The sequence below is a fragment of the Mesorhizobium sp. 2RAF45 genome (assembly GCF_052115225.1).
Lineage (GTDB): Bacteria > Pseudomonadota > Alphaproteobacteria > Rhizobiales > Rhizobiaceae > Mesorhizobium > Mesorhizobium jarvisii.
Map to the genome: position 1 here is coordinate 650,496 of NZ_JBFRGG010000003.1, position 26,184 is coordinate 676,679.

Here is a 26,184-nt window from a genome sequence, read left to right on the forward strand (position 1 = left end):
AAACGTCGTGCAAACCGCATTTTGGAGACTATGCGCTCAATGGCCTTGCCGGAAAGTTCCTACGAACGACTGCGCGCAGCCGACTGTGCCGACGAGATTGGCTATGTGCAGGCCTGCCTGCGGTTGTATTTCTCAGGCGCGGCGGCTGCGGCCGGCGATGTGTCGACGCCGAGCCTTTCCGCCACCGCCGTCGCCGATATCGCCAGGCTGAACAAGGTCGCCACCTTCGTTTTGAAAGCGCTGTCGCGCGCCCCGGCCAGCGAAAGGCCCGCCGAGCTTTTCCAATGGCTCGACGCCTATCGTCGGCGGACGGTTTCGATGAACGCCGCCTGTCTCATGGATTCGATGGCGATCCATAAGGCGCTGCGCGACAGGCAGATCGATTTCGTCTTTCTCAAAGGTCCCTTCCAGCAGCATCTGCTCTATGACGACCATTTCATGAAGCCTTCGGGCGATGTCGACATCCTGGTTTCCCCGGCCGGATTCTCGAAAGCACGCGATGCGCTGCGCTCGATCGGCTATGAGGTCTCAGGCAAGTCACGCTCCGTCTGGTGGGTTCGCTTCCTTGGCGAACAGCACATGATCCGTGGCAACGGGCCGTCCACGGTCGACCTTCATTATCGCCTCCAGCAGCCCGGTTCGCCCAGCCCGCGCGATGCCGACGGCTTCCTGCGGCGCAAGCGGCTGGTCGAGATCACCGGCACCGAAGTGCCCTTCACGTCGGCCGCCGACACGCTGATGCTGTCCTGCATCAGCGTCGCCAAGGCCCTGTTCAACCACGAACCCTGTGCCGGCTATGTCTGCGATATCAGGGCCAGCGCCAACCGTCTTGGCGAGGCCGATCAGCAGCGTGTGCTGGATGCAGCGGTAAGCCAGGGGCTGGACGACACGTTGCTGCTCGGCCTGCGCGCCGCCGATGTACTGCTGGGCGCCACCGGCACGGTTCTGTCGGAGCGGGCCAAGCCGATCTTGTCGCGCATCGGCAATGATGACCTGCTCAACATGGTTATCGCGCCATGGCTGTCGTCCTTGCGGTGGCCGCAGCGGCGAACGGTGTTGTGGGAATTGTGCGGCAGGGCTCCCGTGCGCTACCTGGCCGAGGCCGGCTGGGCAGCGTCGGCGGATCTCAGTCGCCGCATCTTCGAGCGGCCGGCCAGCCCGTGATGGCGGTGGCGTCGCAATACGTACAGGGCGAGGGCAAATCGGAACCTGTGCAAGAGGCTAACCCATGTCGATGACGAAATCAGAGGTCTGCGTGATCATCGCGGCCAAAAATGCGGCACGCACGATCGCGGTCGCCATCGCGTCCGCATTGCGCGAACCCGAGGTGGCGGAGGTCGTCGTCGTTGACGACGGCTCCACCGACAACACGACCGAGGTCGCCCGCGCCGCCGACGACGGCAGCGGCCGGCTCAGGGTCATGCGCCTCGACGTCAATCGTGGCCCCTCCTTTGCGCGCAATGCCGCGATCGCCGGCTCGAAAGCGCCGTTCATCAGCATTCTGGATGCCGACGACTTCTTCCTCGAGGGCCGGTTCCGCAACCTGTTTGCCGCCGCCGACTGGGATTTCGCGGCCGACAACATCATGCTCATCAGGGATGATGCGACGAGCGACGCGACCAAGATCGTCGCCCCGGATTTTGCCGCCGATCCGGAATTCCTCGACTTCGAGCGCTTCGTCGAAGGCAACATCTCCAGGCGCCGCGTGCAGAGAGGCGAGCTTGGCTTCTTGAAGCCGGTGATCAGCCGCGCCTTCCTCGATCGGCACCGATTGCGCTACGACGAAAGCCTGCGGCTGGGCGAGGATTACGAGCTCTACGCCCGCGCTGTCGCCCATGGCGCGCGGTTCAAGGTCATCCGTTCCTGCGGCTACGGCGCCATCGTACGCGCTGATTCGCTCAGCGGCCGCCACAAGACGCAGGACCTGAAGCGGCTGGCCGACGCCGATCTGGCGCTGCTGGCGATAGATAGCCTGCCGGAAGGCTCCAAGGCGGTGCTGCGGCGGCACGAGCGGCATGTGCGCGACAAATACCGGCTGCGCAATTTCCTCGACGTGAAGGCCGAGCGCGGGCTGGCTTCGGCCGCGGCCTACGCCTTTGCAAGTCAATCCAACCTGGTCCCCATCGTCCAGGGCGTGGCCTCCGACAAGCTAGAGGCACTGTTTCGGCGCGTTGGCCTTGTGTCCGGGCAAAAGCGCGTGCCACCGCTGCGTTTCCTGATGGCCGGGACCAGTGCGGGCAAGGAGCGGTAAGGGGCGGGAATGCTCGCTTCATCCGTCAAACAGCATTCGCACGGCGCAAACCATTTCCACTGGATTTAAGAGTTTACGAATTGGGTGGTTGCCTCACGGCTCCGACGATGGCAGTCTATGTTGCGGTGCAGCAAATTGAATGACCAACCGAACTGGCCCCCGATCGGATTGGTCCGACGTCTCTCCCGTCAAAAGGAGCTGGACAATGCGGTACGAGCTTTTCAGCCCCGCTTGCGGGGATCGGCCAGTGGTCGGCAGGCAAGCCGGCGATAACAGGAATTTAAGCCCATGGCCTCGATATTTGGCTTCAGATCAAGGGATCCTGCCCGCGACCGGCAGGCCGACATAGCGCGCCACGACCGGCTGGCGAAACTGTTCGAGCAGATCGCCGCCGAGATCGAGGCCGAGAAAACCGGCCTGGAGAGCCGCTACCGCAAGACGGCGACCAATGCGGCCTTTCTTGTCGAAGCCATGGAAAACGGCTCCGCTTCGCAGAGGCGCTCATCCGAAGTCAGCGCGCTGACGCAATCGATCCTGAATTGCGAGCGCCGCATCGCCGCCTTGTCGCGCCAGGACGGCCTGATGAAAGAGCTGCGTCATTCGCTGAATATGGTCTTCGACGCGGCTGGGGAGTCCGATTCGGCCGACGCGGCCGATTTCGCCAGGCCCGCGGGCGCCGGCCGGGCGTGAGACTACTTCAAAGGCATGATGCAAGCTTCGAAGGTATGATGCAGACAGGAGAGGATTTCGGGAGGGCCGAAGAGGAGGCCAAGGTTGGCCCGTTTGGAAGCGGTTCAAACGTCGACTTTGGGTTGGGGACGCACAGCACAAAGGTGAGTTTGGTATGAATTTGGATCCGAAAACCACGTCCACGACAGCAATTGACGCAACCTCCGTCGCGCATCAGACCCGGCAAGCCGACCTGCGGCGGTTGGGCTTGATCGGCGGGTTGCTGCTGGCTGCTCTCGGCAGCCTCTTTGCGGCTCCCTCCCATGCGCAGGATATCCAGTCCGCTCCCTCTTTCGTCGATGATTTCAAGAGCTTCGACAAGTCGCGCTGGTATGTGTCCGATGGCTGGAGCAATGGCAGTCATCAGAATTGCACCTGGTCGAAGGGGCTGGTGGAGCTTTCAGACGGTGTGCTGTCGCTTGGCTTCGAAAAACAGAAGCTGAAGGATCGCGAGTTCGCCTGCGGCGAGATCCAGACCAAGCAGCGCTTCGGCTATGGCACCTATGAGGCACGGCTGAAGACCGACACCGGCTCCGGCCTCAACGCGGCCTTCTTCACCTATATCGGCCCGTCGGACAAGCAGCCCTGGGACGAGATCGACTTCGAGATCCTGACCAAGGACACCTCCAAGGTGCAGGTCAACGCCTATATCGACGGCAAGGGCAAGAACGAGAAGCTGGTCGAGGTGCCGGGCGGCACGGACAAGGGCTTCAACGACTACGCCTTCGTCTGGGAGAAGGACAGTTTGCGCTGGTACGTCAACGGCGAGCTGGTGAACACCATCACCGACCCGGCGAAGCTGCCCAGCCATGCGCAGAAGATCTTCTTCAGCCTTTGGGGCAGCGACACCATGAAGGGTTGGATGGGCGCCTTCGCGGATCCGGGCCGCAAGCTTTCGCTGCAGGTCGAACGCGTTGCCTTCACCGCGCTCGGCCAGCCATGCCAGTTTCCGGAATCGCTCGTATGCAGCGTAAAAGAGTTGGGAAAGACGAATTGAACCGGCCGGACCGAGAACGGGTCGCGGCCATGGATGGGAATGAAACCGAATGAACTTGACGGTGTTTGGAATTGGCTATGTCGGCCTCGTGCAGGCGGCGGTGCTTGCCGAGGTTGGCCACCAGGTGGTTTGCGTCGACATCGACGAAGGCAAGGTGGAGCGCCTCAACCAGGGCTTCGTGCCGATCTTCGAGCCAGGCCTCGAAACCATCGTCAGGGAGAATCATGCCGCCGGCCGCATCAAATTCACCACCGATGCCGCCGCCGCCGTCCGGCACGGTGAAATCCAGATGATCGCGGTCGGAACGCCGCCCGGCGAGGACGGCTCGGCCGACCTCAAATATGTTCTGGCCGTCGCCGAGACCATCGGCCGCGAGATGGATAGCGCCAAGATCGTCGTCGGCAAGTCGACCGTGCCGGTCGGCACCTGTGAAAAGGTGAAAGCCAGGATCGCCGAAACGCTGAAGAAGAGAGGGCGTGAGGATCTTGCCTTCGACGTCGCCTCCAATCCCGAGTTCCTCAAGGAAGGCTCGGCCGTCGCCGACTGCATGAAGCCCGACCGCATCATCGTCGGCACCTCGAGCGAGGGGACCGAGGCGGTGATGCGCGAGCTCTACGCGCCCTTCAACCGCAACCACGAAAAGATGATCGTGATGGATGTGCGCAGCGCCGAATTCACGAAATACGCCGCCAACTGCATGCTGGCCACCAAGATCAGCTTCATGAACGAGATGGCCAATCTGGCCGAGCAGCTCGGCGCCGACATCGAGGAGGTGCGCAAGGGCATCGGCAGCGATCCGCGCATCGGCTACCACTTCATCTATCCCGGTCTCGGCTATGGCGGCTCATGCTTTCCCAAGGACGTCCGCGCCCTGATCAAGACCGCCGAGGGCGTCAAGTTCGATGCCAAGCTGCTGCGCGCCGTCGAGGAGCGCAACAATGACCAGAAATCCGTGCTGTTCGACAAGGTGAACCGCTATTTCAAGGGCAATCTCAAGGGCAAGACCTTTGCGCTGTGGGGCCTGGCTTTCAAACCCAACACCGACGATATGCGCGAGGCGCCGGCGCGAGTCCTGATGGAAGCGCTGTGGAAGGCCGGCGCGACCGTACAGGCTTACGATCCCGAGGCGATGCAGGAATGCCAGGCCATTTACGGCCTGCGCGACGACCTGCTGCTCTGCGGCACCAAGGAAGCGGCCCTGCGCGGCGCCGATGCGCTGCTCATCGCCACTGAATGGAAGAGCTTTCGCGCCCCGTCCTTCGATGCGTTGAAGGACGCGCTGACCACGCCGGTCATCTTCGACGGCCGCAACCTCTATGACCCCAAGGTCGTGGCGCGCCACGGCATCGAATATCACTCGATCGGCAGAATGGCGGCATGAGGGCGAGCGTGGGAAGCAAGCGGAATTTGGCACACGCGCCCGGCGCAGAAAGGAGTTGCGGCTGATGGTGCTGGACGTAAAGCCAGAGCAAATCACCAAGGATCATTTCGATCTCATCGCGATCGGTTCCGGTTTCGGTTCGGCCTTCTTCCTGCACGAATTCGCCAAGCGGCGTAAGGCGCGCATCCTGATCCTGGAATGGGGTCGGCACAACACGCATGAATGGCAGCTCGGCCAGAACGCCAACACCGACATCGACGACGAGACGACCTACAAGACCAACTCCGACAAGCCGTGGAATTACACGATCGGACTGGGTGGCGGGACCAACTGCTGGTTCGCCCAGACGCCGAGGTTCCATCCCAATGACTTCAGGCTGAAAAGCACCTATGGCATCGGCAATGACTGGCCGATCAGCTACGACGATGTCGAGCCGTTCTACTGCGATGCCGAAGAGATCATGTCGATCTCCGGCGATTCCGACATGGCGGCGATGCTGCCGCGATCGAAACCGTTTCCGCAACCGCCGCATCGCATGTCGACGCCGGACAAGATGATGAAGGCGGCCCAGCCCGACCAGCATTTCGTCATGCCGACCGCCCGCGCCCGAGTGCCGACCGCGCAGCGCACCTCGTGCTGCGCCAATCTGCGCTGCTGGCTGTGCCCGGTCGACGCGAAATTCACCGCCAACAATGGCCTGATGCATGTCTTCGAGCATCCTGACGTTTCGGTCTGCCTCGGCGCGGAAGTGCGGCGGCTTGATCAGGTCGGCGGCACGGTCCGTTCGGTCACCTTCGTTCATGACGGCAAGGAGTATCAGGTCAGCGGCGACCTCTTCATTCTTGGCGCCAACGCCATCCAGAGCGCGGCGATCATGCTGCGCTCGGGGCTGGGAGACGAATTCGTCGGGCGCGGCCTGCATGAATCCTATGGCTGGAATGTCGAGGTCTATCTCGACGGCGTCGACAATTTCGACGGCAGCACCATCACCACCGGACTGAATTTCGGCCTCTATGACGGTCCGCACCGGTCCGAGCACGCGGCGGCGCTGGTCTATTTCGAGAACCGCTGGCAGCACGGGATGCGCGCCGAGAAGGGACGTCTGCGGCAGGCGCTGCCGTTGGTCGTGGTCACGGAAAACCTGCTCGATCACGAGAATTTCGTCACCCTCGACGAGGACGACAATGCCTTCGTCTCCTTCAAGGCGCCGTCGGACTATGCGGTCAAGGGCATGGCCCGGGCGCTGGACAAATTACCGGCACTGCTTGCCCCGCTGCCGGTCGAACGGCTCTTCGACCGCGGCATCCGGCCAACGGAATCGCATGTCCAGGGCACACTGAGGATGGGTACCGGCCCCGCTGATTCGGTGATCGACAGCAACATGATCCATCACCGGTTGAGAAACCTGGTTGTCGTCGGCACCAGCACCTATCCGAGCTGCTCCTGCGCCAATCCAAGCCTGACCGCGGCGGCTTTGTCCCTGCGGGCGGCGAGCCGGATCGCGTGAGAGGAGCGGGCCGATGATCGAAGTCACACGGCGCTCCGCACTGGCCATCCTGGCGGGTGGCGTTGCCTCGACGGGCGTTGCCTATGCCGCCGTCTCCTCGTTTTCGGACGAGGATCTGGTTCGCGTCACGCTGGAAAAATACCTCGGCAGGCTGAATATGCGCATCGAGCATCTGCAGCAGTTCGTGCTGGAGTTCCGCAACCGCAACCCCTGGATCTTTCCGAGCGAGAAACTTAGCGACGCAGTCACTCTGGTCGAGGAGCTCAAACTGGGCGCCGCCCGCCGTCTGCTGCCCCAGGAGAAGCGGGAAGATCTGATACATTTCGACCGCTGGGTCATCGCCGAATTCCATATGCTGACGGACTACGCCTGGCGCAGTTCGCCTGACGATCCGATCCGGTTCACCGGATGGAACTCATGCACCAATCCGTTCGCGACGCTTGATCCGCCACAGAGCGCTTGAGGCGCCTTCGACGCGGCCGTTGATCGGCCGCATGACTGAAACGCGAAAGACCAGGAGCCAGGATCATGAAAGTCCTCTTTGCCAGCGGCAACGGCTATCCGCCCGAGTTCGGTGGCGGCGTCCAATCCAGCACGCACCATCTGGTGCAGCAACTGATCGAACATGGCCATGAAGCGTCGGTGCTCTGCGCCCTGTTCGGCGACGGCATGTTCGGCTTCAAGGCGCGCGCCAAGATGAAGCTCATGCGGCAACCGGCGGTCGTCGACAGCTTTCCCGGTTACCCGGTGATAAGGACATGGTTTCCCTGGGAGGCGGCAGGGTTTGCCGTCAAGAAACTGAAGCCGGATGTGACGGTGGTCCAGTGCCACAAATCGGTTCCGCTCGGCAAAGCCCTGCAGGCCGAGGGCGTGCCGCTGGTGGTCTATCTCAGAAATGTCGAGTTCCATGAGCTGGGCGGCGATTTGCGCGAGTTGGGTTCCGCGCTCTACATCGCCAATTCGGAGTTCACCGCGCGCAGCTACAAGAGGGAATTCGGCATCGAGGCGACGGTCATTCCGCCGACCATCAACCCGACGCAGTACAGCACGCCGACCACGGGCCAGTTCGTCACCCTGATCAATCCCTATGAGGAGAAGGGCTTCGAGCTGGCGGTGCGCATTGCCGGCGCCTGCCCGGAAATCCCGTTCCTGTTCGTTGAAAGCTGGAAGCTGGAGGACGACCATCGCGCGCGCATCGAGGAGACGATCGCGCCGCTCGGCAATGTCACGCTGGAGAGCCGCACCAACGACATGAAGACGATCTATGGCCGCACCAGGATCCTGCTCGCGCCCTCGAAATGGGAGGAGGCCTGGGGCCGAGTCGCGTCCGAAGCCCATTGCAGCGGCATCCCCGTCGTCGGTTCCCGGCGCGGCGGTCTGCCCGAAGCCATCGGCCCCGGCGGCACGGTGCTCGACTATGACGCTCCGCTCATCGACTGGGTCGCGGCCGTCAGGCAGCTGTGGAACGACAACAAGGAATATGAGCGGGTTTCAAACCTCGCGCGCGGCTTCGCGGCGCGTCCGGAGCTCGATCCCGATCGGCAGTTCGTCACCTTCTTCTCGATACTGGACAGGGCGGTGCGGCAGCGCGCGCTGCAGGCCGCTTAGAGCAATTCCAGGAAAAGTGTGAGCGGTTTTCCGTCCGGAATTGCGTTAAAACAATAGGATAGAGCGGTTCGCCGTTTCTGTGAAACGGTTAAACGCTCTAGCCAGCACTCAGCAAGCCAGCCGATCAGGCCGGGCGCTTGACCCGGCTTTTCAGCGTTTCATAGCCGCGGGCGCCAAGCAGGGCGCGGGCCAGGGCCTTGGCGGCGCCCTTGCGGCCTTGCTGCGAGTTGATCTGCCGCAGCCTGGCCGGCAGGTTGCGCGCCGCCTGGCCGAGCGCCGGCAGCGACAGTGCGTCGGGAAAGCTCACCATATGGGTTTCGACACACAGCACCGGCTTGCCTGACAGCTCCGTGATCTTCAGCGCCTGCGCATGTTCGCTTTCGATGAACAGGATGGCGTTGGATTTGCGGTAGAAATCGGCCTTGAAACTGCCATGCGCGCCGAGCCGCTGACGCTCCGCCTTGCTCGGCAGGTCGAGCATGATCAGCTGGTCGTACAGGATCCCGTTCTTGGCCAGCCACGCCTCGGTCAGCGCGCGGTATTTCTCCAGCCGGCTGGTGACCAGCCAGCCGATCCTGTGGGTCGGGGCATGCAGCGGCCGCGCTTCGCTGAGGAATTTCTCATAGGCCGGACCATCGTCGTTTTCCGCCTCGGTCGGATCGAGGCACAGCACGCCGTCTATGTCGACGCAGCATTGCGCCAGGAATTTGTGATGCATGAAATTCCACTGGAACATGCGCGGATGCGGCACCACTTCGAAGACGACGTCGGTTTCCCGATGCTTCGGCTCCAGGCCGAATACTGCGGCATAGATTAAATCACCCTCGATGCCGGCAGCCTCGATACGGGCACGGGCATCGCGCATGGCGTTGCCGCCGGCGATGCTGTCGTCGATCACAAGCACCTTGCGCATGTCCGAGACCTTGCGGTCGAGTGCGGCGCGCCGCTTGGTGATGCCTGACGTATAGACCCGGCCTTCCAGGAAGGAATCCAGATCGGTCATCGGAATGTTCGCCGCAAGGCTGACCAGCGTCCCCGCCAGCACGCCGCTTCTGGGCACGCCGACCACAAGGTCGATGTCGCGCGGCAGCCGGTGAAGGTTGCCGACAATCGTGTCATTCATGTCGGAGATCGATCGGTAGTGCATGGATCAGACCTGATGTTCGTGTGGATATTGGGTAGCCGGCAAAGGTGCCGAAATTATTGCGCCTCGCGCGGCATTGCCGCCGGCCGTCTTGCCGGCAGCATTTTCAGGGCCTCGCGCAAGGCCTCGCGGCCGGATGCGAAGGCCAGCGCGACGACAACGGTGATGAGGTAGGCAAGCATGGCACCGCTGGCCAGGGCGACGACATGCTGCTGCGGCAGCATCGGCTTGATCAGCCAGACCGCCGCCAGTGCCAGATGCGCGCCGAGCACGAACGGCGTTGCCGCGCGCAGCACATGGCTGGCCCGCAGCGGTCCGCTCTTGCCGACATAGAGCCACAGGAACGGCGTGCGCAGATATTCGCTGACCGCATAGGCGATCGCCACGCCGAGCGCGCCATAGGGCAGGCCGAGCGCGAAGGCGAGCACCGAGGTCACGGCGGTGATGATGCCCCAGCGCATGAAGTCGCCGGAGCGGCCCTGGCTGACGAAAAGCCAGCCCGCCGGGTTGTTGAGCGGCTGCAGCAGCCCGGCAAAGCCGAGCGCCAGGAAGATCGAGGCGCTTGCGCGCCACTGTTCGCCGAGCACGAAGGGGATCAGCACATCCGACATCGCGGTGGCGAAGGCGACGCCGGGCAGCGCCACCAAAAGGATCAGCGGCATGACGCGCAGATAGGCGCTGCGGTAGCGGTCCGGCTCATCCTTCAGCCTGGACAGCGCCGGCACCATGACCTTCGACAGCGGATTGGTGATCTGGCTGAGCGGGAACAGAAGCAGCTTGTAGGCGCGGTCGTAGAGGCCGAGTTGCTGCTCGCCCCAGTATTTGCCGATCAGCACATTGTCGAGGTTGCGGGCAAAGAAATTGGCGAAGTTGAAGCCGGTGATGCCGGCGCCGAAATGTATCAGCTCGCCGATGCCGGCGACCTTGCGCGGCAGGCCGGGCCGCCAGCGCGAGCTTGCCCAGTAGCACAGCGTCGGCAGCACCGCGCCGGTCAGCGTGCCGGCAAACAGCGCCCAGTAGGAGCGGTCGATGAAGGTCCAGGCAATCGACACAACCAGCCCGGCAACCGCGCTGGCGACGTCGATGATCGCCAGGCGCCCGAACTGCATGCGTCGTGTCAAAAGCGCCAGATGCTGGGCGCCGAGCCCATAAGCCATGATTTGCAGCCCGAACGCGCCGACCAGCCCGGCCACGCGCGGCTCGCCATAGAAGGCCGCGACCAACGGTGCCGCACCCGCGAGCACGCAGGCCAGGATGGCGCTGACCGCGACATTGATCCAGAAGAGGTAGTTCACCTCCTCATGGCGGATGCCCGATTTCTGGATCGTCGCCTGGGTCAGGCCGAAATCCTGGAACAGCGCGATGAAGGCCAGCACGGGCGCGCACATCGCCACGACGCCGAAATCCTGCGGCGACAAGAGCCGCGACAGCACGATGACGGATATGATCTGTGTCGCGACCCGCACCGATTGCGACATGGCGGTCACCACCGCGCCGCGCCCGACCGATTTACGCAGCGAGCCTTCCGGCGGATCGAATGGGTTGGCTTCCAAATTCAGGATTCCTGATTTTTGCGCGGATTTCCGAACCCTGAAAATCCACGACCGCCGCCATCCCCAAACTACGGCAATAATTTTGCAGTGCAACAGAAAATGTCCATTACCGCGCCAAAAATGTTGCGATGCAGCAAGAGCTGTACTAGCATCCCTTTGGGTGGGGTCAAACAGCGGTCGAGTTTTCATGCTGCATGTCTTGTACCTGGTGCACGATGTTTCCGATCCGGCGGTTCGCCGACGGATCACAATGCTCAGGACAGGCGGCGCCCGGGTCACTCTGGCGGGCTTTCGCCGCACCGCAACCCCGATTGCCGATATCGAAGGATTGCAGCCGGTCGACCTTGGGGCGACGCGCGACGGCCGATTCGCCCAGCGCCTGGCGGCGGTCGCGAAAGCGACGGTTTCGATAGGCGCGAAGCTGAAGGGCGCGCCGCGGCCCGATCTCATCATCGCGCGCAATCTGGAAATGCTGGCGCTGGCGCGCCGCGCCAGGTCGGCCTTCGGCGCCACGGTGCCGATTGTCTATGAATGCCTCGACATCCACCGCCTGGTGCTTCGCGACGACATCTTCGGCAAGGCGCTGCGCGCCACCGAGCGCCATCTGGCGCGCGACGTGAAGTTGCTGGTGACCAGTTCGCCCGCCTTCATCGCCAATTATTTCAAGCCCTTCCGCCAGGTTGCCGCCCCCGTCGAGCTGATCGAGAACAAATATTTCGAGGCAGCGGCGATCCTGCCCGGCGAGCGTGAAACAGTCGAAGCGCCTGCCGCCCCGCCCTGGCGAATCGGCTGGTTCGGAGCACTGCGCTGCCGGCGCTCGCTCAAGCTTCTGGCTGATTTCACCCACCGCATGGACGGACGTTTCGAAATCGTGCTGCGCGGCCGTCCGGCGCTCTCCGAATTCCCGGATTTCCACGCCTTCGTCGATGCCGAGCCTTATCTGTCGTTTCGTGGACCTTACCGCAATCCGGAGGACATGGCGGCGATCTACCAGGACGTGCATTTCTCCTGGGCGATCGATTTCTTCGAGGAGGGGCAGAATTCGGAGTGGCTGCTGCCCAACCGTCTCTATGAAGGCTGCCGTTTCGGGGCGGTGCCGATCGCTATGGGCCATACGGAAACCGGACGGTTCCTCAGCCAGCAGGACATCGGCATCCTGTTGCCCAAGGCGACGCCCGAGGCGCTCGAAACTGCGCTCGGCACGATGGAGGAGCAGCGCTTCGGCAGACTGAAGGCGCGCGTGCTTGCCCGCAATCCGAGGACGTGGAGCTACGATCGCAGCGACTGCAGCGCGCTGGTCGAAAAGCTGCGCCGCCTGACCACCGTGCGCGAGCCCCTCGCGACTGAAGCCCTGGCATAGGATGAACATCGCCCGATGACGCAAGCGCTTCCCTCCAGCCTGATCGTGATCCCTTGCCTGAACGAGGCAGCCCATATCAGTGCGCTTCTCGGCCAGCTTTGCCCGGCGGCGGCAAGGCTTGGCGCCCGGATCGTCGTTGCCGATGGCGGCAGCACGGACGGCACGCTGGCCATTGTCGAGCAGATCGCCGCCAAGGACCCGCGCGTTGTCCTGCTTCACAACAAGCGGCGCATCCAGAGCGCGGCGATCAATCTCGCCGTCGGCACTTTTGGCGAAGGTGCGGAATATCTCATCCGCATCGACGCGCATGGCGGCTATCCCGACGATTATTGCGACCGGCTGCTCGAGGAGGCGCTGGCCACATCAGCCGATTCGGTCGTGGTTTCGATGCTGACCAGCGGCAGCGGCGCCGTGCAGAAATCGGTCGCGGCGGCGCAGAATTCGAAACTCGGCACCGGTGGTTCCAAGCATCGTCACCTCTCCGCTGGAGAATGGGTCGACCACGGCCATCACGCGCTGATGCGGATATCGGCCTTCGGTGCTGTCGGCGGCTATGACGAGACCTTCAGCCACAATGAGGATGCCGAGCTCGACTACCGGCTGCGGCAGGCCGGCTACAGCATCTGGATGAGCGGCAAGACGCAGATGGTCTACTATCCGCGCGCCTCGCTCAAAGGTCTCTATTTCCAGTATCTCGGCTATGGCCGCGGCCGCGCCAAGAATGTGCTGAAGCACCGCGTCATCCCGAAGGTCCGGCAGATGGTGCCGCTGGCGGTCCTTCCGGTGGTTCTTCTGGCGGCCTTCTCTTTCGTGCACTGGATCGCGGCTGTGCCGCTGCTGGTCTGGGCTTCGGTCTGCCTCGGCTACGGCCTGGTGACGGCCATTCGCCAGCGCAATGCCGACATCGCGCTGGCGGGCGTCTCGGCCATGGTCATGCATTTCGGCTGGTCCGTCGGCTTCTGGCTGCAGCTTCTCGGCCTCGGCGCGCGACGCGGGGTGGCGTGATGGTGGCTCAGGCCAAGAACCGCAGCATCGACATCGGCGTGTGCACGTTCCGCCGGCCGGAACTGGCCGACACGCTGCGCTCGCTCGCCGCCATGGACATGCCTGAGGGCTTCGATATCAGCGTCATTGTCGCCGACAATGACGACACGCCGAGCGCGCAGGCATTGGTGACGGCGCTGTCGCAGGAATTGGCGCTGCCGATCCGCTACCGGCATGCCCCGGCGCGCAACATCTCGGTCGCCCGCAACGCTTGCCTCGATGCCAGCGAGGCGGATTTCCTCGCCTTCATCGACGACGATGAGACTGCCTCCGCCCGTTGGCTGGCCGAGCTGGTGGCGACGGCCGAGGAGAGTGGTGCAACGGCGGTGCTCGGCCCGGTGCGGGCGCTCTACCGCCCTGATGCGCCCGAATGGATGCGGCGCGGCGACTTCCACTCGACCTTGCCGGTCTGGGTGCGCGGCGAGATCCGCACCGGCTACACCTGCAACGTCCTGCTGCGCATGCGGTCGGACAGCCTGCGCGGCCGTCGCTTCAGCCTGGCGCGCGGCCAGACCGGAGGCGAGGACACCGAACTCTTCGATCAGATGGTCAAGGCCGGCGGCCGCATCGCCTTCGCTCAAGAGGCCTGGGTGGACGAGGTGGTGCCGCGCTCAAGGGCCGCGTTCGACTGGCTCGGCCGCCGTCGCTTCCGTGTCGGTCAGACGCATGGTCACCTGTTGGGCAGCAATGCGCGCGGCATCGGGTTGATCAAGCATGTCGGCCTTGCCGCGGCAAAGGCGGCCTATTGTTTCGCCGCGGCCCTTCCCGTGGTCGCCAGCCCGGTGCGCAGGAACCGCAGCGTGCTGCGCGGCATCATGCATGTCGGCGTCGTCAGCGGCCTTGTCGGCTTCCGCGAACTGCGCCTCTACGGTCAGTCGTCACCTGGGGAAGGAGGCAAGCGTGCAGCCTGACGTTTCCCCAACCTCCGATGTTTCAGTCCCCGATGTTTCCTTTGTCATCGCCGCCTACAATGCCGAGGCGACGCTCGACCGCGCGATTGCCAGCGCCATCGCGCAGAAGGGCGTCAGCGTCGAGATCATCGTCGTCGACGACCAGTCGCGCGACGCCACGCTCGATGTGGCGCGGGCCTACCCGCAGGACATTGTGCGCGTCGTCGCGCTCGCCAGGAATCGCGGTCCCGGCGGCGCCCGGAATGCCGGGCTCGACGTCGCCCGCGGCAGATGGGTCGCGGTTCTCGATTCCGACGATGCCGTCTTCCCCGGTCGCATCGCCGCCATGATCGGCCGCGCCGAAAAAGCGGGTGCCCAGATCGCCGTCGACAATCTCCAGGTCATCCGCGAGGACGGTGTCGTGGAGGATGCGATGTTCCCAAGGCGGTATCTGGAAGGCCTGAGCGAGATTTCGCTGGCCACCTACATCGCCGGCAACGTGGTCTTCGAATCGAAGTTCAACCTCGGCTACCTCAAGCCGATCTTCCAGCGCCGGTTCCTGGACGAAAACCGGCTTCGCTATGACGAGAAACTGAGGATCGGCGAGGATTACATCCTGTTTGCCGAGGCGCTCGCCAAGGGCGGCAGATGCGTGGTCGAGCCTGAGATCGGCTACGCCTACCATATTCGCAGCGGTTCCATCTCGCGTGTGCTCGAGCTTCACCATGTCGAAGCGATGCGCAAGGCGGATGCCGTATTCGCTCAAACCCATCGGATGGACAAGGCGGCCCAGGCGGCCTTTGCCCGGCGCGGCCGCAGCCTGCGCAAGGCAGCCTCCTTCCTGGCAATGGTCCAGCACATCAAGGCGCGGTCCCCGCTCAAGGCGATCCGGACGGCGCTCAGCGACCCGGCGGCGGTCAGGCATATGGGCATGCCGATCGCCGTGCGGTTGCGACGAGTAGCGGCACAATTTGCCGTGGGGGCGGGGAGGTGAAGATGCAGGCACATGGAGGGATTTTTCGTGGCCTGTGAATGGACTGAAGTCGATCTCCTCAGAAGGAATTTGCGATGAAGAAAATCAGGAAGGCCGTGATACCGGTGGCGGGGCTTGGAACACGGTTCCTGCCGGCGACCAAATCGATGCCGAAGGAAATGCTTCCGGTGGTCGACAGGCCTGTCGTGCAATATGCGGTGGACGAGGCCTTCGAAGCCGGCATCGAGCACATCGTGTTCGTGACCGGCCGCAACAAGGCGGTCATCGAGGACTATTTCGACCTGCATCCGGAATTGATCGGAACCCTGGAGCAGACCGGCAAGAAGACCCAGCTGGAGGCGCTCGAAAGCATGCTGCCGGTGGCCGGCGCCACCTCCTTCATCCGCCAGCAATCCCCGCAGGGCCTCGGCCACGCCGTCTGGTGCGCCCGCGAGGTGATCGGCAATGAGCCCTTCGCTTTGCTTTTGCCAGACATGGTCTCCTTCGGCGGGCGCGGCTGTCTGGCCGAAACCGTCGACCTCTATGAGCGCACCGGCGGCAACGTCATCGCCGTCGAACGCTGCGATCCGAGCGAGACCAACAAATACGGCATTGTCGGCCGCGGCGCCGAAATCGGCGGCGGTTTCGAGGTCACGGCCATGGTCGAGAAGCCTGCCCCGGCCAACGCGCCGTCGAACTTCTACATCAACGGCCGCTACATCCTGCAGCCCGAGATCTTTGCGCTGCTGGGCAATCAGCAGCGTGGCGCCGGCAACGAGATCCAGCTGACGGACGCCATGGTCCGGCTGTCGAAGGATCAGCCGTTCTTTGCTCAGCCTTTCCTGGGCCGCATGTTCGACTGCGGATCCAAGGAAGGCTTCATCCAGGCCAACATCGCCTTCGCGCTGGCGCGCAACGACATGAAGGGCCCGGTTTTCGAGATGCTTCAGGAGTTCGTCCGGTCGCATGAACGCCAGGAAGAAGCCGCATAATGCCCATCTTTCGGGAGTATTGCCGGATGGCCGGCGGCGAGAGGCCGACAGGCCCCGTCGTCTGGCATGAAGCTTGCGTTGCTTTTGGCAATGCTCCCGATCGTTGAGGCGCTGCAAGCCCAAGCATGATCCCGGAAAGTGGCTCCCGGTTTCCGGAAAGGTCATGCTTAGAACTGAGACAGGTCGTGATCCCGGAAGTTTTCGGAAAAGATCATGCCCAAACAAAGAGATAGAGCCTCAACCCGATGGTCGGGAACGCAACGGGCTCTGGGATTGGACCGACGATGAACTATGCCAATTTTCCTCTCGACAAGAGGATGCCATTGCCGAATTCGGACGCAGGAAACGGCGAAGACTTCATCGATATCGAGCGGCTGCTTGGCATGGCTGCGCGGCAAGCCAAGGTGGTTGCCGTGTGCGCAGCCATCGGTCTTTTCCTGGGCATGCTCTATCTGCAGACAACGCCGCCTAAATATGTGTCGGTTTCGAGCGTCTTGATCGACGAGGGCCTGAACAAGATCGTCGACGATATTTCGGCGGCGTCGACGACCATGCAGACCGATTCCGCCATTCTGAGCCAGATCGAGATCCTGACCTCGACGCGGCTCGCGGCGGTGGTCGTCGACAAGCTCAAGCTCGCCCAGAACGATGCGTTCATGAACCCGCCGCAGTCCGCGTTTGCCCAAGGCGTCGGCCTGATCCGCGGCCTGATCCAGTATGTCCGCCCTAGCCCGCCTATCCCGGGCATGGGTGACATCAGCAAGCTCGACCCCGCCACCCGCGATGCGCTGATCGCCACGTCGAGCCGCGACTATGCGATCCTCAAGTTGCAGAACGAGATCCAGGCGGATCGTGTCGGACGAAGCTACGTCATCGCGCTTGGCTATCAGGCGACCGATCCGGGCCTGGCGAAAGCGATCACCAAGGCCTATGCCGACGCCTATCTTGCCGATCAGCTCGATGCCAGCTTCGACGCGACCGAGCGCGCGGCGGTCTGGCTGCAGGGCCGGCTGACGGAACTGCGCGAAAGCTCGCAGCAGGCATCGCTGGCTGTCGAGAAGTTCAGGGCAGAACACGGCTTGTCCGCCAACAGCGATGGTCAGCTGATGAGCGACAAGCAGCTTGCCGACCTCAACGCCCAGCTCATCGTGGCGCAGGCCGACACGGCGCGCGCCAGCGCCCGCTACCAGCAGTACAAGTCGATCGTCGACAGCGGCTCGGACAATGCCTTCAAGGATGCCGCCATTTCGAGCGATCAGCCGAGCAGCTCGGTCATTTCAGCGCTCAAGACCCGCTACCTCACCGTCGCCAAGCGCCAGCAGGATGTCGAGGCGAATTTTGGTCCCGACCATCCGCAAGCCGTGGCGCTAGCCAAGGAAAAGGCCGACATATCGAAGCAGATTTTCGGCGAGCTCAAGCAGCTCACCGAAAGCTATCGCAACGAGTATGAGGTGGCGCTGGCGCGCGAGACCGCGCTCAGGGCCAATGTTGCCGCCGCTCAAGGCAAGAGCTCCATCGACAACCAGTCGCAGGTCCAGTTGCGCGACCTCGACCAGAAGGCGACGGCGCTCACCACGCTCTATCAGACGTTCCTCGGCCGCTATGAGGAAGCCGCGCAGCAGCAATCCTTCCCGGTCGGCAAGATCCGCATCATCTCGGACGCCTCGACGCCGCTCTCGGCCTCGAGCCCGCGCACCGTCGTCGTGCTCGGACTTTCGCTCGTGCTCGGCGTGCTGATGGGCGCCGGCTTCGGCGGCCTCAACGAGTTCAACGAGCGGTTCTTCCGGACCGGCGAAGAAGTGCGCGACCGTGTCGGCCTCAAATTCCTCGGCTATCTGCCGACCATAGGCAGCAGGCCCGCCAAGGACGACAAGCAGACCGACGCTCTACCGGATGCCAAGACAGCGAGGTCGCCGGCGGCCATCGAAAGGCGGGCGCGCATGCGGGTGAGCATCGACGCGCCGGCATCGATGTTCTCCGAAACGCTGCGCAGCGCCAAGATCGCCTTCGATGTCGTGATGGAAGGACAGGGCAGCCGAGTCGTCGGCGTCATCTCGGTGCTTCCCGGTGAAGGAAAGTCGACGGTCGCGGCCAATCTCGCCGGGCTGCTCGCCGCCAACGGCGCCAGGACGCTGCTCATCGACGGTGACCTGCGCAATCCGGGCCTCAGCCGCAGCCTCGGCATGGAGGCCGAGCAGGGTCTCATGGAAGCCGTGGTCAACGGCCAGACCTGGCAATCGGTCGGCAAGATCGACCGGCAGACCAAGCTCGCCATCATCCCCGCCGTGCTGCGCGGCAACTTCTCGCACACCAGCGAGCTGTTGTCCTCGGCCGGAATGCGGCGCTTCATCGAGAACGCCAAGGAGACATTCGAATACATCGTCGTCGACCTGCCGCCGCTCGGGCCGGTGGTCGATGCCAAGGCCTTCGCGCCGCTGGTCGACGGCTTCGTGCTGGTCACCGAATGGGGCCGCACGCCGCGCGCCATGGTCAGATCGATGCTGGAATCCGAACCCTATGTCGCCAACAAGATCGTCGGCGCGGTGCTGAACAAGGTCGACCTGAAGAAGCTCGCCAAATACGGATCGTTCGGCGCTTCGGAAAAATTCTTCGATAAATATTCGAGCTACTATCTCGACAAGTCCGAAGTGCGCAGCAAGGCGACGGTCTGATATCGGTCCACCGTCTCTGGTGAGGCCAGCCGTGTCATCACGGCTGGTGACGGCCTTGGCTACGCGGCCTTGAGCCGGTAACGGAAGACGGTGTGGTCGAGCAGCAGCCTTATGCGCGGTTCGGCTTCCGTTGCCACAAGCCAGCTTGCCGCGATCATCGTCGCACCGACCACTGCCATCGACAGGAGATAAGGCACTCCGGCACGGACCATCGCCCCGAGCATCGCCGCGCCGACGACGTCGTGGATCAGGTAGAGCGGATAGGTCATCAGGCCGATCCGGCGCCAGCCGCTCCAGCTGAGGTCGAGCCGCAGCGACCACGCCATAAGCGCGATCGCGACGAGGAAGATCAGGATCGGCGGTGCATAGGGCATCACGGCATTGACCTTGATGCTGTGGACGTCGACTGAACTGGCGATCTGCAGCACGCCCCCGCCGAGGAACAGCAGGCAGAAGCCGAGGCGAGGCACCGTCGGCGCCTTGAACCGGATCAGCCACAGCAGCACGCCGACGGCGAAGAAGCAGCCGTGATGCACCAAAGTGAGCTGCAGCAGCCGCGTCTCGGCGAAGTCGGCCCAGCCGAGCGGATAATAGTGGCACCAGAACAGCGTGCTGACCAGGCCGATGACGATGGCGACCGGCTCCATCAGATCGAAGCGACCAAGCCGCAGCAGGATCCAGACGATGGCGTAGAAGGCGATCTCGATGCCGAGTGTCCAGTAGACGCTGTCCACCCAGGGACCATAGGGCGCGAACAGGCCGGTGCGGACCAGCCTGACCACAGCATCGGTCGGCCAGCTCAGGCCGATGGCGAGAAGCAGCACGGCGGTGACCGGTGCGCAGATCCAGACCGCCGGCGCCAGTCGCTTCACCCTGGCCTCGAAGAACCGCAGCGGCGTCGACTTCTCGGCGCTGAAGGCGATGACGAAACCGCTGATGACGAAGAAGATCTCGACGCCGACCCATCCGGATCCGACCCAGGCGCCTATGCCAGGCTGTGCCGGCATGCCGCCCGTGGCTTGTGCCGAAATGCCATCGGGATAAGCCCACACCCAGAAGCCATAGTGGTAGACCATGACCAGAACGGCGGCGAGAAACCGCAGGATGTCGACGCCGCCAAACGTGATTTTTTGCTGAGCCATACCGCACCGTCGGATGGCCCCCCGCGAGACACTGTAGGGTGGCTTGCTGCATTGCACAACAAAAGTATTGCTTTCCGATCAGGATTGACCAACCGGCAAGGACAGACTGTGCGAAACCACTCGCCGCATCAGCCTCAAATCCCGATCCCGCGCGCCTTCATCGCAGCGGTGATCTCGTCGAGGATGGTCGGGTCGTCGATGGTCGCCGGCATCGTCCATTCTTCCTTGTCGGCGATCTTCTGCATGGTGCCGCGCAGGATCTTTCCCGACCGCGTCTTGGGCAGGCGTTTGATCGTCACCACGGTCTTGAAAGCGGCGACCGGCCCGATTCGCTCGCGCACCAGCGCCACGACCTCCTTCTCGATGGTGCCGCCGTCGCGAGCGACACCGGCGTTCAGCACCACGAAGCCGAGCGGAATTTGCCCCTTCATCGCATCGGCGATGCCGACGACGGCGCATTCGGCGACATCGGGATGGGCGGCCAGTACCTCTTCCATGGCGCCGGTCGACAGCCGGTGGCCGGCAACATTGATGATGTCGTCGGTGCGGGCCATCACGTAGAGATAGCCGTCCTCGTCGATCATGCCGGCATCGGCGGTCTTGTAGTAGCCGGGAAACTCATCGAGATAGGCCTGGCGGAAGCGGGCGTCGGCGTTCCATAGCGTCGGCAGGCAGCCGGCCGGCAGCGGCAGCTTGACCACGACATTGCCGAGCGTGCCGCGCGGCACTTCATGGCCGGCATCGTCGAGCACGCAGATGTCGTAGCCCGGCATCGGCACGCCGGGCGAACCGTATTTCACCGGCAGCAGGCCGAGCCCCGCAGGGTTGATGGTCATCGGCGAACCGGTCTCGGTCTGCCACCAATGGTCGATCACCGGCACGTTGAGCTTCTGCTCCGCCCATTTGATGGTTTCGGGATCGGCGCGTTCGCCGGCGAGGAACAGCGTGCGGAATTTCGACAGATCGTATCTGGCAACGAACTCACCCCGGGGATCCTGGCCCTTGATCGCCCGGAACGCCGTCGGCGCGGTGAACAGCGCGACCACGCCATGGTCCGAGATGACCCGCCAGTAGGTGCCGGCATCAGGTGTGCCGATCGGCTTGCCTTCGAACAGGACGCTGGTGCTGCCATGCAGCAGCGGTCCGTAGACGATGTAGGAATGGCCGACGACCCAGCCGACATCGGACGCTGCCCAGAACACTTCGCCCGGCTTGACGCCGAACTCGTTTTCCATCGTCCATTTCAGCGCGACCATGTGGCCGCCATTGTCGCGCACGATGCCCTTGGGCTGGCCGGTCGTGCCTGATGTGTAGATGATGTAGAGCGGGTCGGTGGCCAGCACCGGCACGCAGTCGACATTGGCGCCGGCCGCCCGTTCGCGCGCGACGGCGTCGGCATAGTCGATGTCGAAATTCTCCTTCAGCTCGCAGCGCAGCTGGTCGCGCTGCAGGATCAGGCAGGCGTCCGGCTTGTGGCGGGACATCTCGATCGCCTTGTCGAGCAGCGGCTTGTAGGCGACGATCCGGCCCGGTTCCAGGCCGCAGGAGGCCGAGATGATTACCTTCGGCTTGGCATCGTCGATGCGCGTGGCCAGTTCATGCGAGGCAAAGCCGCCGAACACGACCGAATGCACGGCGCCGATGCGGGCGCAGGCGAGCATGGCGATGGCCGCCTCCGCCACCATCGGCATGTAGATGATGACGCGGTCGCCCCTGCCGATGCCCCGGTTCTTCAGCACCGAGGTCAGCGCCACCACCTCGCGCTTGAGTTCGGCGTAGGTGAATTTTTTCACCGTTCCGGTGATGGCGCTGTCATGGATCAGTGCGATCTGGTCGGCGCGTCCGCCGGCGACATGCCGGTCGATGGCGTTGTAGCAGGTGTTGCAGGTCGCGCCGGTGAACCAGCGGCCATAGACGCCGGCGGTGGCGTCGAACACCTTGTCCCAGGGCGAATACCAGTCGATGGCGCCGGCCGCATCCGCCCAGAATTGTTCCGGGTCGCGTTTCCATCCGTCATAGACCTCATGATAGCGTGAAGCCATCCGTACCTCCCCAGGAAACCATTTGCCGTCTTTGCCAACAGCCTATGCTGTTTTTTCCGGCGCTGTCTTCCCTGATTTTCGTATGAACCGATCCCGGCTTGGCCCCTTGCGCGCCGTATCGTGAAGTGAAGTCTTCTCGGGAGAGGGATCTGAGCGATGCGCCATCCAGCATCGATCGTGGCAAAACCGGTGTTTGCGCTGACGATCGGCGCGGTGCTCGCGATCTCCACCGCAACCGCCCTGGCCGGAGATGCCGCGGCTAGGCGCATCATCGGCTTTTCGCCTTCCGGCAAACCGGCGGTGATCGTCGTGCTGCTGCAACGCTTCAGCCAGGGCTTCGAAGGGCGCGACCACCGCTTCATCGCCGTGACCGGGCAGCCTCGTTGAGAAGCCGGCCGATAGCCGTCTAGAGAGGTTCACCGTTTCACGGAAACGGCGACACTTTCTAACTCTTTGTTTTTTTACGCAATTCCGTACGGAAAACCGGTTCCCACTTTTCCTGGAATTGCTCTAACAAACGGAATTCAGGGGACGAAATGCCGGCCGCACTAGATCGGCAGGGCCACAAGCATGAGGCCTACGCCGCCGAAGATCAAAATGGCTGCCGCCAGCGCTTTCCGATGACGTTCGAAAGTCGTCGGAGCCCGCTCCCAGTTGTAACGCATACGCTATCTCCCCAAAACCCCGGGGAGTCCTTACCTTACTTAGGGGAAGAAAAGCAACGGTCCGGCGAGTCGACGCAGGCTTCGTGGTGACGACTATTTCTGGGGTGATTCACGCTGAGGGCAGGTGATGGCGTATAGATCGCCATTCCCAACGGAAGCGCTATGGCTCTTTCCCGGGAGAATCGCCGCGCATTCGAATTTCTACATGCCCCAACGCAGCGCCGCCGTGTGGACAGGCGCGTCCCACCAGCCGGTCATCTCGTCATCGAGCATGGTGAGCGTGATCGAGCAGCCGGCCATGTCGAGCGAGGTGACGTAGCTGCCGACCAGCGAACGGATTATCGTCACGCCGCGCTTCTCGAAAATTTTGCGCGCGCTGTTGTACATCAAATAGAGCTCCATCAGCGGCGTGCCGCCGAAGCCGTTGACGAACAGCAGCGCCGGTCCTTTCGCTTTGTCGCCGAGATCGCCCAGGATCGCGGTACAGATCTCCTCGGCGATCGCGTCGGCGCTCTTCAAGGTGTCGCGCCGGCGGCCGGGCTCGCCATGGATGCCGACGCCGAATTCCATCTCGCCGTCGCCGATGTCGAAGGTCGGCTTGCCCGCCGCCGGCACGGTGCCGCTGGTCAGCGCCACGCCCATCGAGCGGGTCGCGGCATTGACGCGCTCGCCCAGCGTCTTCAGCACCGGCAGTGCCAGGCCATGCTCGGCAGCCGCGCCGACGATCTTTTCCACCACCAGCGTGCCGGCGACGCCGCGCCTGCCGGTCGTGTAGGACGAATTCTCGACGGCGACATCGTCATTGGTCACCACCTGCAGGACGCCATCAGACATTTCAGCCGCCATGTCGAAATTCATCACGTCGCCCTCGTAGTTCTTGACGATGAACAGGCAGCCGGCGCCGCTGTCGACGGCCTGCGCCGCTGCCAGCATCTGGTCCGGCGTCGGCGAGGTGAACACCTGGCCGGGGCAGGCGGCGTCCAGCATGCCATGGCCGACAAAGCCGCCATGCAGCGGCTCGTGGCCCGAGCCGCCGCCGGAGATCAGCGCCACCTTGCCCGGCCGCAACGTCCTGCGGCGGACGAACTTGTGCTCCTCGCCAAGCACGAGGATATCGGTGTGGGCGGCCACGAAACCGTCGAGGCTCTCGGTCAAAACCGTGTCCACCGCGTTCATAAATTTCTTCATGGCGTCCTCCCAAACAGCCCGGCAAGAAACGGTTAGCTGCCACCCTTGCCGGCGATGCTGGTAATCTTCTGGATGAATTCGTTGATCGCCCGGTCGAGCGCCGCATTCTGCTTGTCGTCGCCGAAATCCGGCACGACAAGCGACACATGCCGCGTCTTGCGCATGCCCGCGGCGATCGACATTTTTCCCGGATGCGCCTGATGGTAGGCGGCGAGAAACTGATCCCGCTCGGCCGGACTGAAATGGCAGACGGAGAAAATAGCCGGCAAATGCTTGGATGGAATGGGCACTGTATAGGCCGGGCTTGAAATCTGCGTCACGAAGCTGCGGTGCTTGCCGAGCGCGTCGGCAAGGCGCTGGCGCGTGCCGGACGGGCGCTGGTCTATGACCTGCGACAGGATCGTCTTGTAGGCGCGGATCGCCTCTTCGGAACCGGGTTCGGGTTTGATGTCAACCATGCCGGCCGCGCCTAGACCGATACATCCGCGATGGCCGACTTGGCCATGGCGAGTTGCGCCGGCGCGACGGAAAGATCGCGCAGACCGGCTTCGAGCAGCGACGGGATCGCGGCCGGATCGCCGCCGGCATCGCCGCACAGGCTGACGGGAATGCCGTTTTCCCGTCCGAAGGCCGTGACTGAGCCGATCAACCGCAGCACAGCGGGATGACGGACCGAATTGAGATGGGCCACAGCAGCGTTATCCCGCGCGGCAGCCATCACATATTGCGTCAAATCGTTGGAGCCGATCGAGAAGAAGGCGACGCCGGCGAACGCCTCCGGCGCGATGGCCACCGACGGCACCTCGACCATGATGCCCAGCGGCGGCATCTTTTGGGTGACGCCACGCGCGGCAAGGACTGCCTGCTCTTCGCCGAACAGAGCGGCTGCGCGTTCATATTCATCGGCCATGGCGATCATCGGAAACATCACCCTGAGATTGCCGTGCGGCGCGGCGCGCAGCAATGCCCTGATCTGTACGCGAAAAATGTCGAGCCGTGCCAGCGACAGCCTGATGCCGCGCAAGCCAAGGAACGGATTGCCTTCCTCGACGGTGAAGCCCGGCACCGGCTTGTCGCCGCCGGCGTCGACGGTGCGGATCGTCACCGGTTTTTCGCCTGCCCATTCCAGCACCTTGCGATAGGCGCGGTATTGCGTCTCCTCATCCGGCAAATTCTTGCCGAACAGGAACTCTGTTCGCATCAGCCCGACACCGTCGCAGGTCGCGATGTCGATGCCGTCGACATCGGACGGATCGGCGATGTTGACCTGCACGCGCACCGCTGTGCCGGTCTTGGTCACAGCCGGCCGCGCCAGAAAACGCCGGACCACGCCCTGGCGGGCGACGAAGGAAGCGGACGACTGCCGGAACGCGCCGATCTCAGCCGGCGAGGGCGCCAGCACGATGCTGCCATGCTCGGCGTCGAGCAGTGCCGTGCCGGCGAGACTGGCAAGTGTTTCGCGCAGCCCCACGACCATCGGCACGCCACGCGAGCGCGCCAGCATGGCGACATGGCTGGCCGTGCTGCCCGCCTTCAGCGCGATGCCGCCGCCATGGCTCCAGTCGGTTTCGAGAAAGCGCGTCGGCGCGATGTCCTCGCCGCAGAGGATGGCACCGGTAGGCGCTGTGCTGTCGCCGTCCTCGGTCAGGGCCCGCAGCACCTGGTCCCTGATATCGCGCAAATCCGTGGCGCGGGCACGGAAATAGTCCTGGTCGGAGGCCTCGTAACCGCCGATCTCGGCATCAAGCGCCTCTCGCCATGCCACGTCGGCGGTCTGTCCGGAAGCGATCGATGCGAAGGCCGGGCCGCTCAAGGCGTCGTCTTCCAGCATGGCAATGTGGAATTCGAGTATGCCGGCGGCGTCGCTGTCGGCGGCCTCCGCCATGGCGGCAAGCCGGCTCACTGCCGTGCCGATCGCGGCTTCCAGCGACGTCTTCTCTTCCGTAGCGGTGGCTTTGCCTGCGTAGACGGCGGGCGGCCGGTCCAGGTCGAACAGCGGCCCCTCGGCATAGCCGGCCGAGGCCGGAACGCCCTCAATCCGCATGG

General features: G+C 63.6%; 22 protein-coding genes. 15 read left to right on the forward strand and 7 right to left on the reverse strand.

Features of this window, described 5'->3' with window-relative positions; genetic code table 11:
* The first annotated feature begins 39 nt into the window (after positions 1-39).
* The 8 genes from AB4Z43_RS12520 to AB4Z43_RS12555 all read left to right on the forward strand — a co-directional run bounded on the left by AB4Z43_RS12520 (position 40) and on the right by AB4Z43_RS12555 (position 8,473).
* Positions 40-1,164, forward strand: a complete 1,125-nt coding sequence (locus tag AB4Z43_RS12520) for a nucleotidyltransferase family protein (protein ID WP_441937681.1) — start codon at positions 40-42, stop codon at positions 1,162-1,164.
* Positions 1,165-1,228: 64 nt separating this feature from the next.
* The gene (locus tag AB4Z43_RS12525; protein ID WP_019862841.1) at positions 1,229-2,251 is read left to right on the forward strand and encodes a glycosyltransferase family 2 protein; all 1,023 of its coding nucleotides are present in this window, start codon (positions 1,229-1,231) and stop codon (positions 2,249-2,251) included.
* 288 nt (positions 2,252-2,539) lie between these two features.
* Entirely contained in the window at positions 2,540-2,941 is a 402-nt protein-coding gene (locus AB4Z43_RS12530; protein ID WP_019862842.1) for a hypothetical protein, read from the forward strand.
* 154 nt (positions 2,942-3,095) lie between these two features.
* Complete coding sequence (locus AB4Z43_RS12535; RefSeq protein ID WP_064984456.1) at positions 3,096-3,977, forward strand: glycoside hydrolase family 16 protein; 882 nt, start codon at positions 3,096-3,098, stop codon at positions 3,975-3,977.
* 49 nt (positions 3,978-4,026) lie between these two features.
* On the forward strand, positions 4,027-5,358 hold the full coding sequence (locus tag AB4Z43_RS12540; RefSeq protein ID WP_019862845.1) for a UDP-glucose dehydrogenase family protein: 1,332 nt from the start codon (positions 4,027-4,029) through the stop codon (positions 5,356-5,358).
* A 64-nt stretch (positions 5,359-5,422) separates the two neighbouring features.
* On the forward strand, positions 5,423-6,865 hold the full coding sequence (locus tag AB4Z43_RS12545) for a GMC oxidoreductase (protein ID WP_064984708.1): 1,443 nt from the start codon (positions 5,423-5,425) through the stop codon (positions 6,863-6,865).
* A 13-nt stretch (positions 6,866-6,878) separates the two neighbouring features.
* Positions 6,879-7,328, forward strand: a complete 450-nt coding sequence (locus AB4Z43_RS12550) for a hypothetical protein (RefSeq protein ID WP_038651740.1) — start codon at positions 6,879-6,881, stop codon at positions 7,326-7,328.
* A 65-nt stretch (positions 7,329-7,393) separates the two neighbouring features.
* Complete coding sequence (locus AB4Z43_RS12555; RefSeq protein ID WP_019862848.1) at positions 7,394-8,473, forward strand: glycosyltransferase; 1,080 nt, start codon at positions 7,394-7,396, stop codon at positions 8,471-8,473.
* Between the two features lie 124 nt (positions 8,474-8,597).
* Here AB4Z43_RS12555 and AB4Z43_RS12560 read toward each other — a convergent pair whose 3' ends face one another.
* Positions 8,598-9,620, reverse strand: coding sequence for a phosphoribosyltransferase family protein (locus tag AB4Z43_RS12560; protein ID WP_064984459.1), 1,023 nt, complete (start codon positions 9,618-9,620; stop codon positions 8,598-8,600).
* 53 nt (positions 9,621-9,673) lie between these two features.
* The gene (locus AB4Z43_RS12565) at positions 9,674-11,170 is read right to left on the reverse strand and encodes a lipopolysaccharide biosynthesis protein (protein WP_441937684.1); all 1,497 of its coding nucleotides are present in this window, start codon (positions 11,168-11,170) and stop codon (positions 9,674-9,676) included.
* 187 nt (positions 11,171-11,357) lie between these two features.
* On the opposite strand from AB4Z43_RS12565, the gene AB4Z43_RS12570 reads away from it, so the two are divergent.
* The 6 genes from AB4Z43_RS12570 to AB4Z43_RS12595 all read left to right on the forward strand — a co-directional run bounded on the left by AB4Z43_RS12570 (position 11,358) and on the right by AB4Z43_RS12595 (position 19,101).
* A complete protein-coding gene (locus AB4Z43_RS12570; protein ID WP_019862851.1) occupies positions 11,358-12,530 on the forward strand; it encodes a glycosyl transferase family 1 in 1,173 nt (390 codons plus the stop codon).
* Between the two features lie 15 nt (positions 12,531-12,545).
* On the forward strand, positions 12,546-13,535 hold the full coding sequence (locus AB4Z43_RS12575) for a glycosyltransferase family 2 protein (RefSeq protein WP_064984463.1): 990 nt from the start codon (positions 12,546-12,548) through the stop codon (positions 13,533-13,535).
* Positions 13,535-14,485, forward strand: coding sequence for a glycosyltransferase (locus AB4Z43_RS12580; protein ID WP_441937686.1), 951 nt, complete (start codon positions 13,535-13,537; stop codon positions 14,483-14,485). Before AB4Z43_RS12575 ends, AB4Z43_RS12580 begins: the two co-directional genes overlap by 1 nt.
* Entirely contained in the window at positions 14,475-15,458 is a 984-nt protein-coding gene (locus tag AB4Z43_RS12585; RefSeq protein WP_064984466.1) for a glycosyltransferase family 2 protein, read from the forward strand. The genes AB4Z43_RS12580 and AB4Z43_RS12585 overlap by 11 nt, the downstream gene beginning before the upstream one ends.
* Positions 15,459-15,532: 74 nt before the next feature.
* Complete coding sequence (locus tag AB4Z43_RS12590; RefSeq protein WP_019862855.1) at positions 15,533-16,429, forward strand: UTP--glucose-1-phosphate uridylyltransferase; 897 nt, start codon at positions 15,533-15,535, stop codon at positions 16,427-16,429.
* Between the two features lie 284 nt (positions 16,430-16,713).
* Positions 16,714-19,101, forward strand: coding sequence for a polysaccharide biosynthesis tyrosine autokinase (locus tag AB4Z43_RS12595; RefSeq protein WP_064984468.1), 2,388 nt, complete (start codon positions 16,714-16,716; stop codon positions 19,099-19,101).
* 59 nt (positions 19,102-19,160) lie between these two features.
* Here AB4Z43_RS12595 and AB4Z43_RS12600 read toward each other — a convergent pair whose 3' ends face one another.
* Both AB4Z43_RS12600 and AB4Z43_RS12605 read right to left on the reverse strand, forming a co-directional pair.
* A complete protein-coding gene (locus AB4Z43_RS12600) occupies positions 19,161-20,243 on the reverse strand; it encodes an acyltransferase family protein (protein WP_441937689.1) in 1,083 nt (360 codons plus the stop codon).
* Between the two features lie 134 nt (positions 20,244-20,377).
* A complete protein-coding gene (locus tag AB4Z43_RS12605) occupies positions 20,378-22,285 on the reverse strand; it encodes a propionyl-CoA synthetase (protein WP_202360990.1) in 1,908 nt (635 codons plus the stop codon).
* A 156-nt stretch (positions 22,286-22,441) separates the two neighbouring features.
* On the opposite strand from AB4Z43_RS12605, the gene AB4Z43_RS12610 reads away from it, so the two are divergent.
* The gene (locus tag AB4Z43_RS12610) at positions 22,442-22,672 is read left to right on the forward strand and encodes a hypothetical protein (RefSeq protein WP_038651769.1); all 231 of its coding nucleotides are present in this window, start codon (positions 22,442-22,444) and stop codon (positions 22,670-22,672) included.
* A 479-nt stretch (positions 22,673-23,151) separates the two neighbouring features.
* Here AB4Z43_RS12610 and dhaK read toward each other — a convergent pair whose 3' ends face one another.
* From dhaK to ptsP, 3 genes are read right to left on the reverse strand one after another with little or no spacing between them, the layout of a single operon-like run.
* The gene (gene dhaK / locus AB4Z43_RS12615; protein WP_202360989.1) at positions 23,152-24,138 is read right to left on the reverse strand and encodes a dihydroxyacetone kinase subunit DhaK; all 987 of its coding nucleotides are present in this window, start codon (positions 24,136-24,138) and stop codon (positions 23,152-23,154) included.
* A gap of 32 nt (positions 24,139-24,170) precedes the next feature.
* The gene (locus AB4Z43_RS12620) at positions 24,171-24,596 is read right to left on the reverse strand and encodes a hypothetical protein (protein ID WP_202360988.1); all 426 of its coding nucleotides are present in this window, start codon (positions 24,594-24,596) and stop codon (positions 24,171-24,173) included.
* Positions 24,597-24,607: 11 nt separating this feature from the next.
* Complete coding sequence (gene ptsP, locus AB4Z43_RS12625) at positions 24,608-26,182, reverse strand: phosphoenolpyruvate--protein phosphotransferase (RefSeq protein WP_441937692.1); 1,575 nt, start codon at positions 26,180-26,182, stop codon at positions 24,608-24,610.
* Between the last annotated feature and the right edge of the window lie 2 nt (positions 26,183-26,184).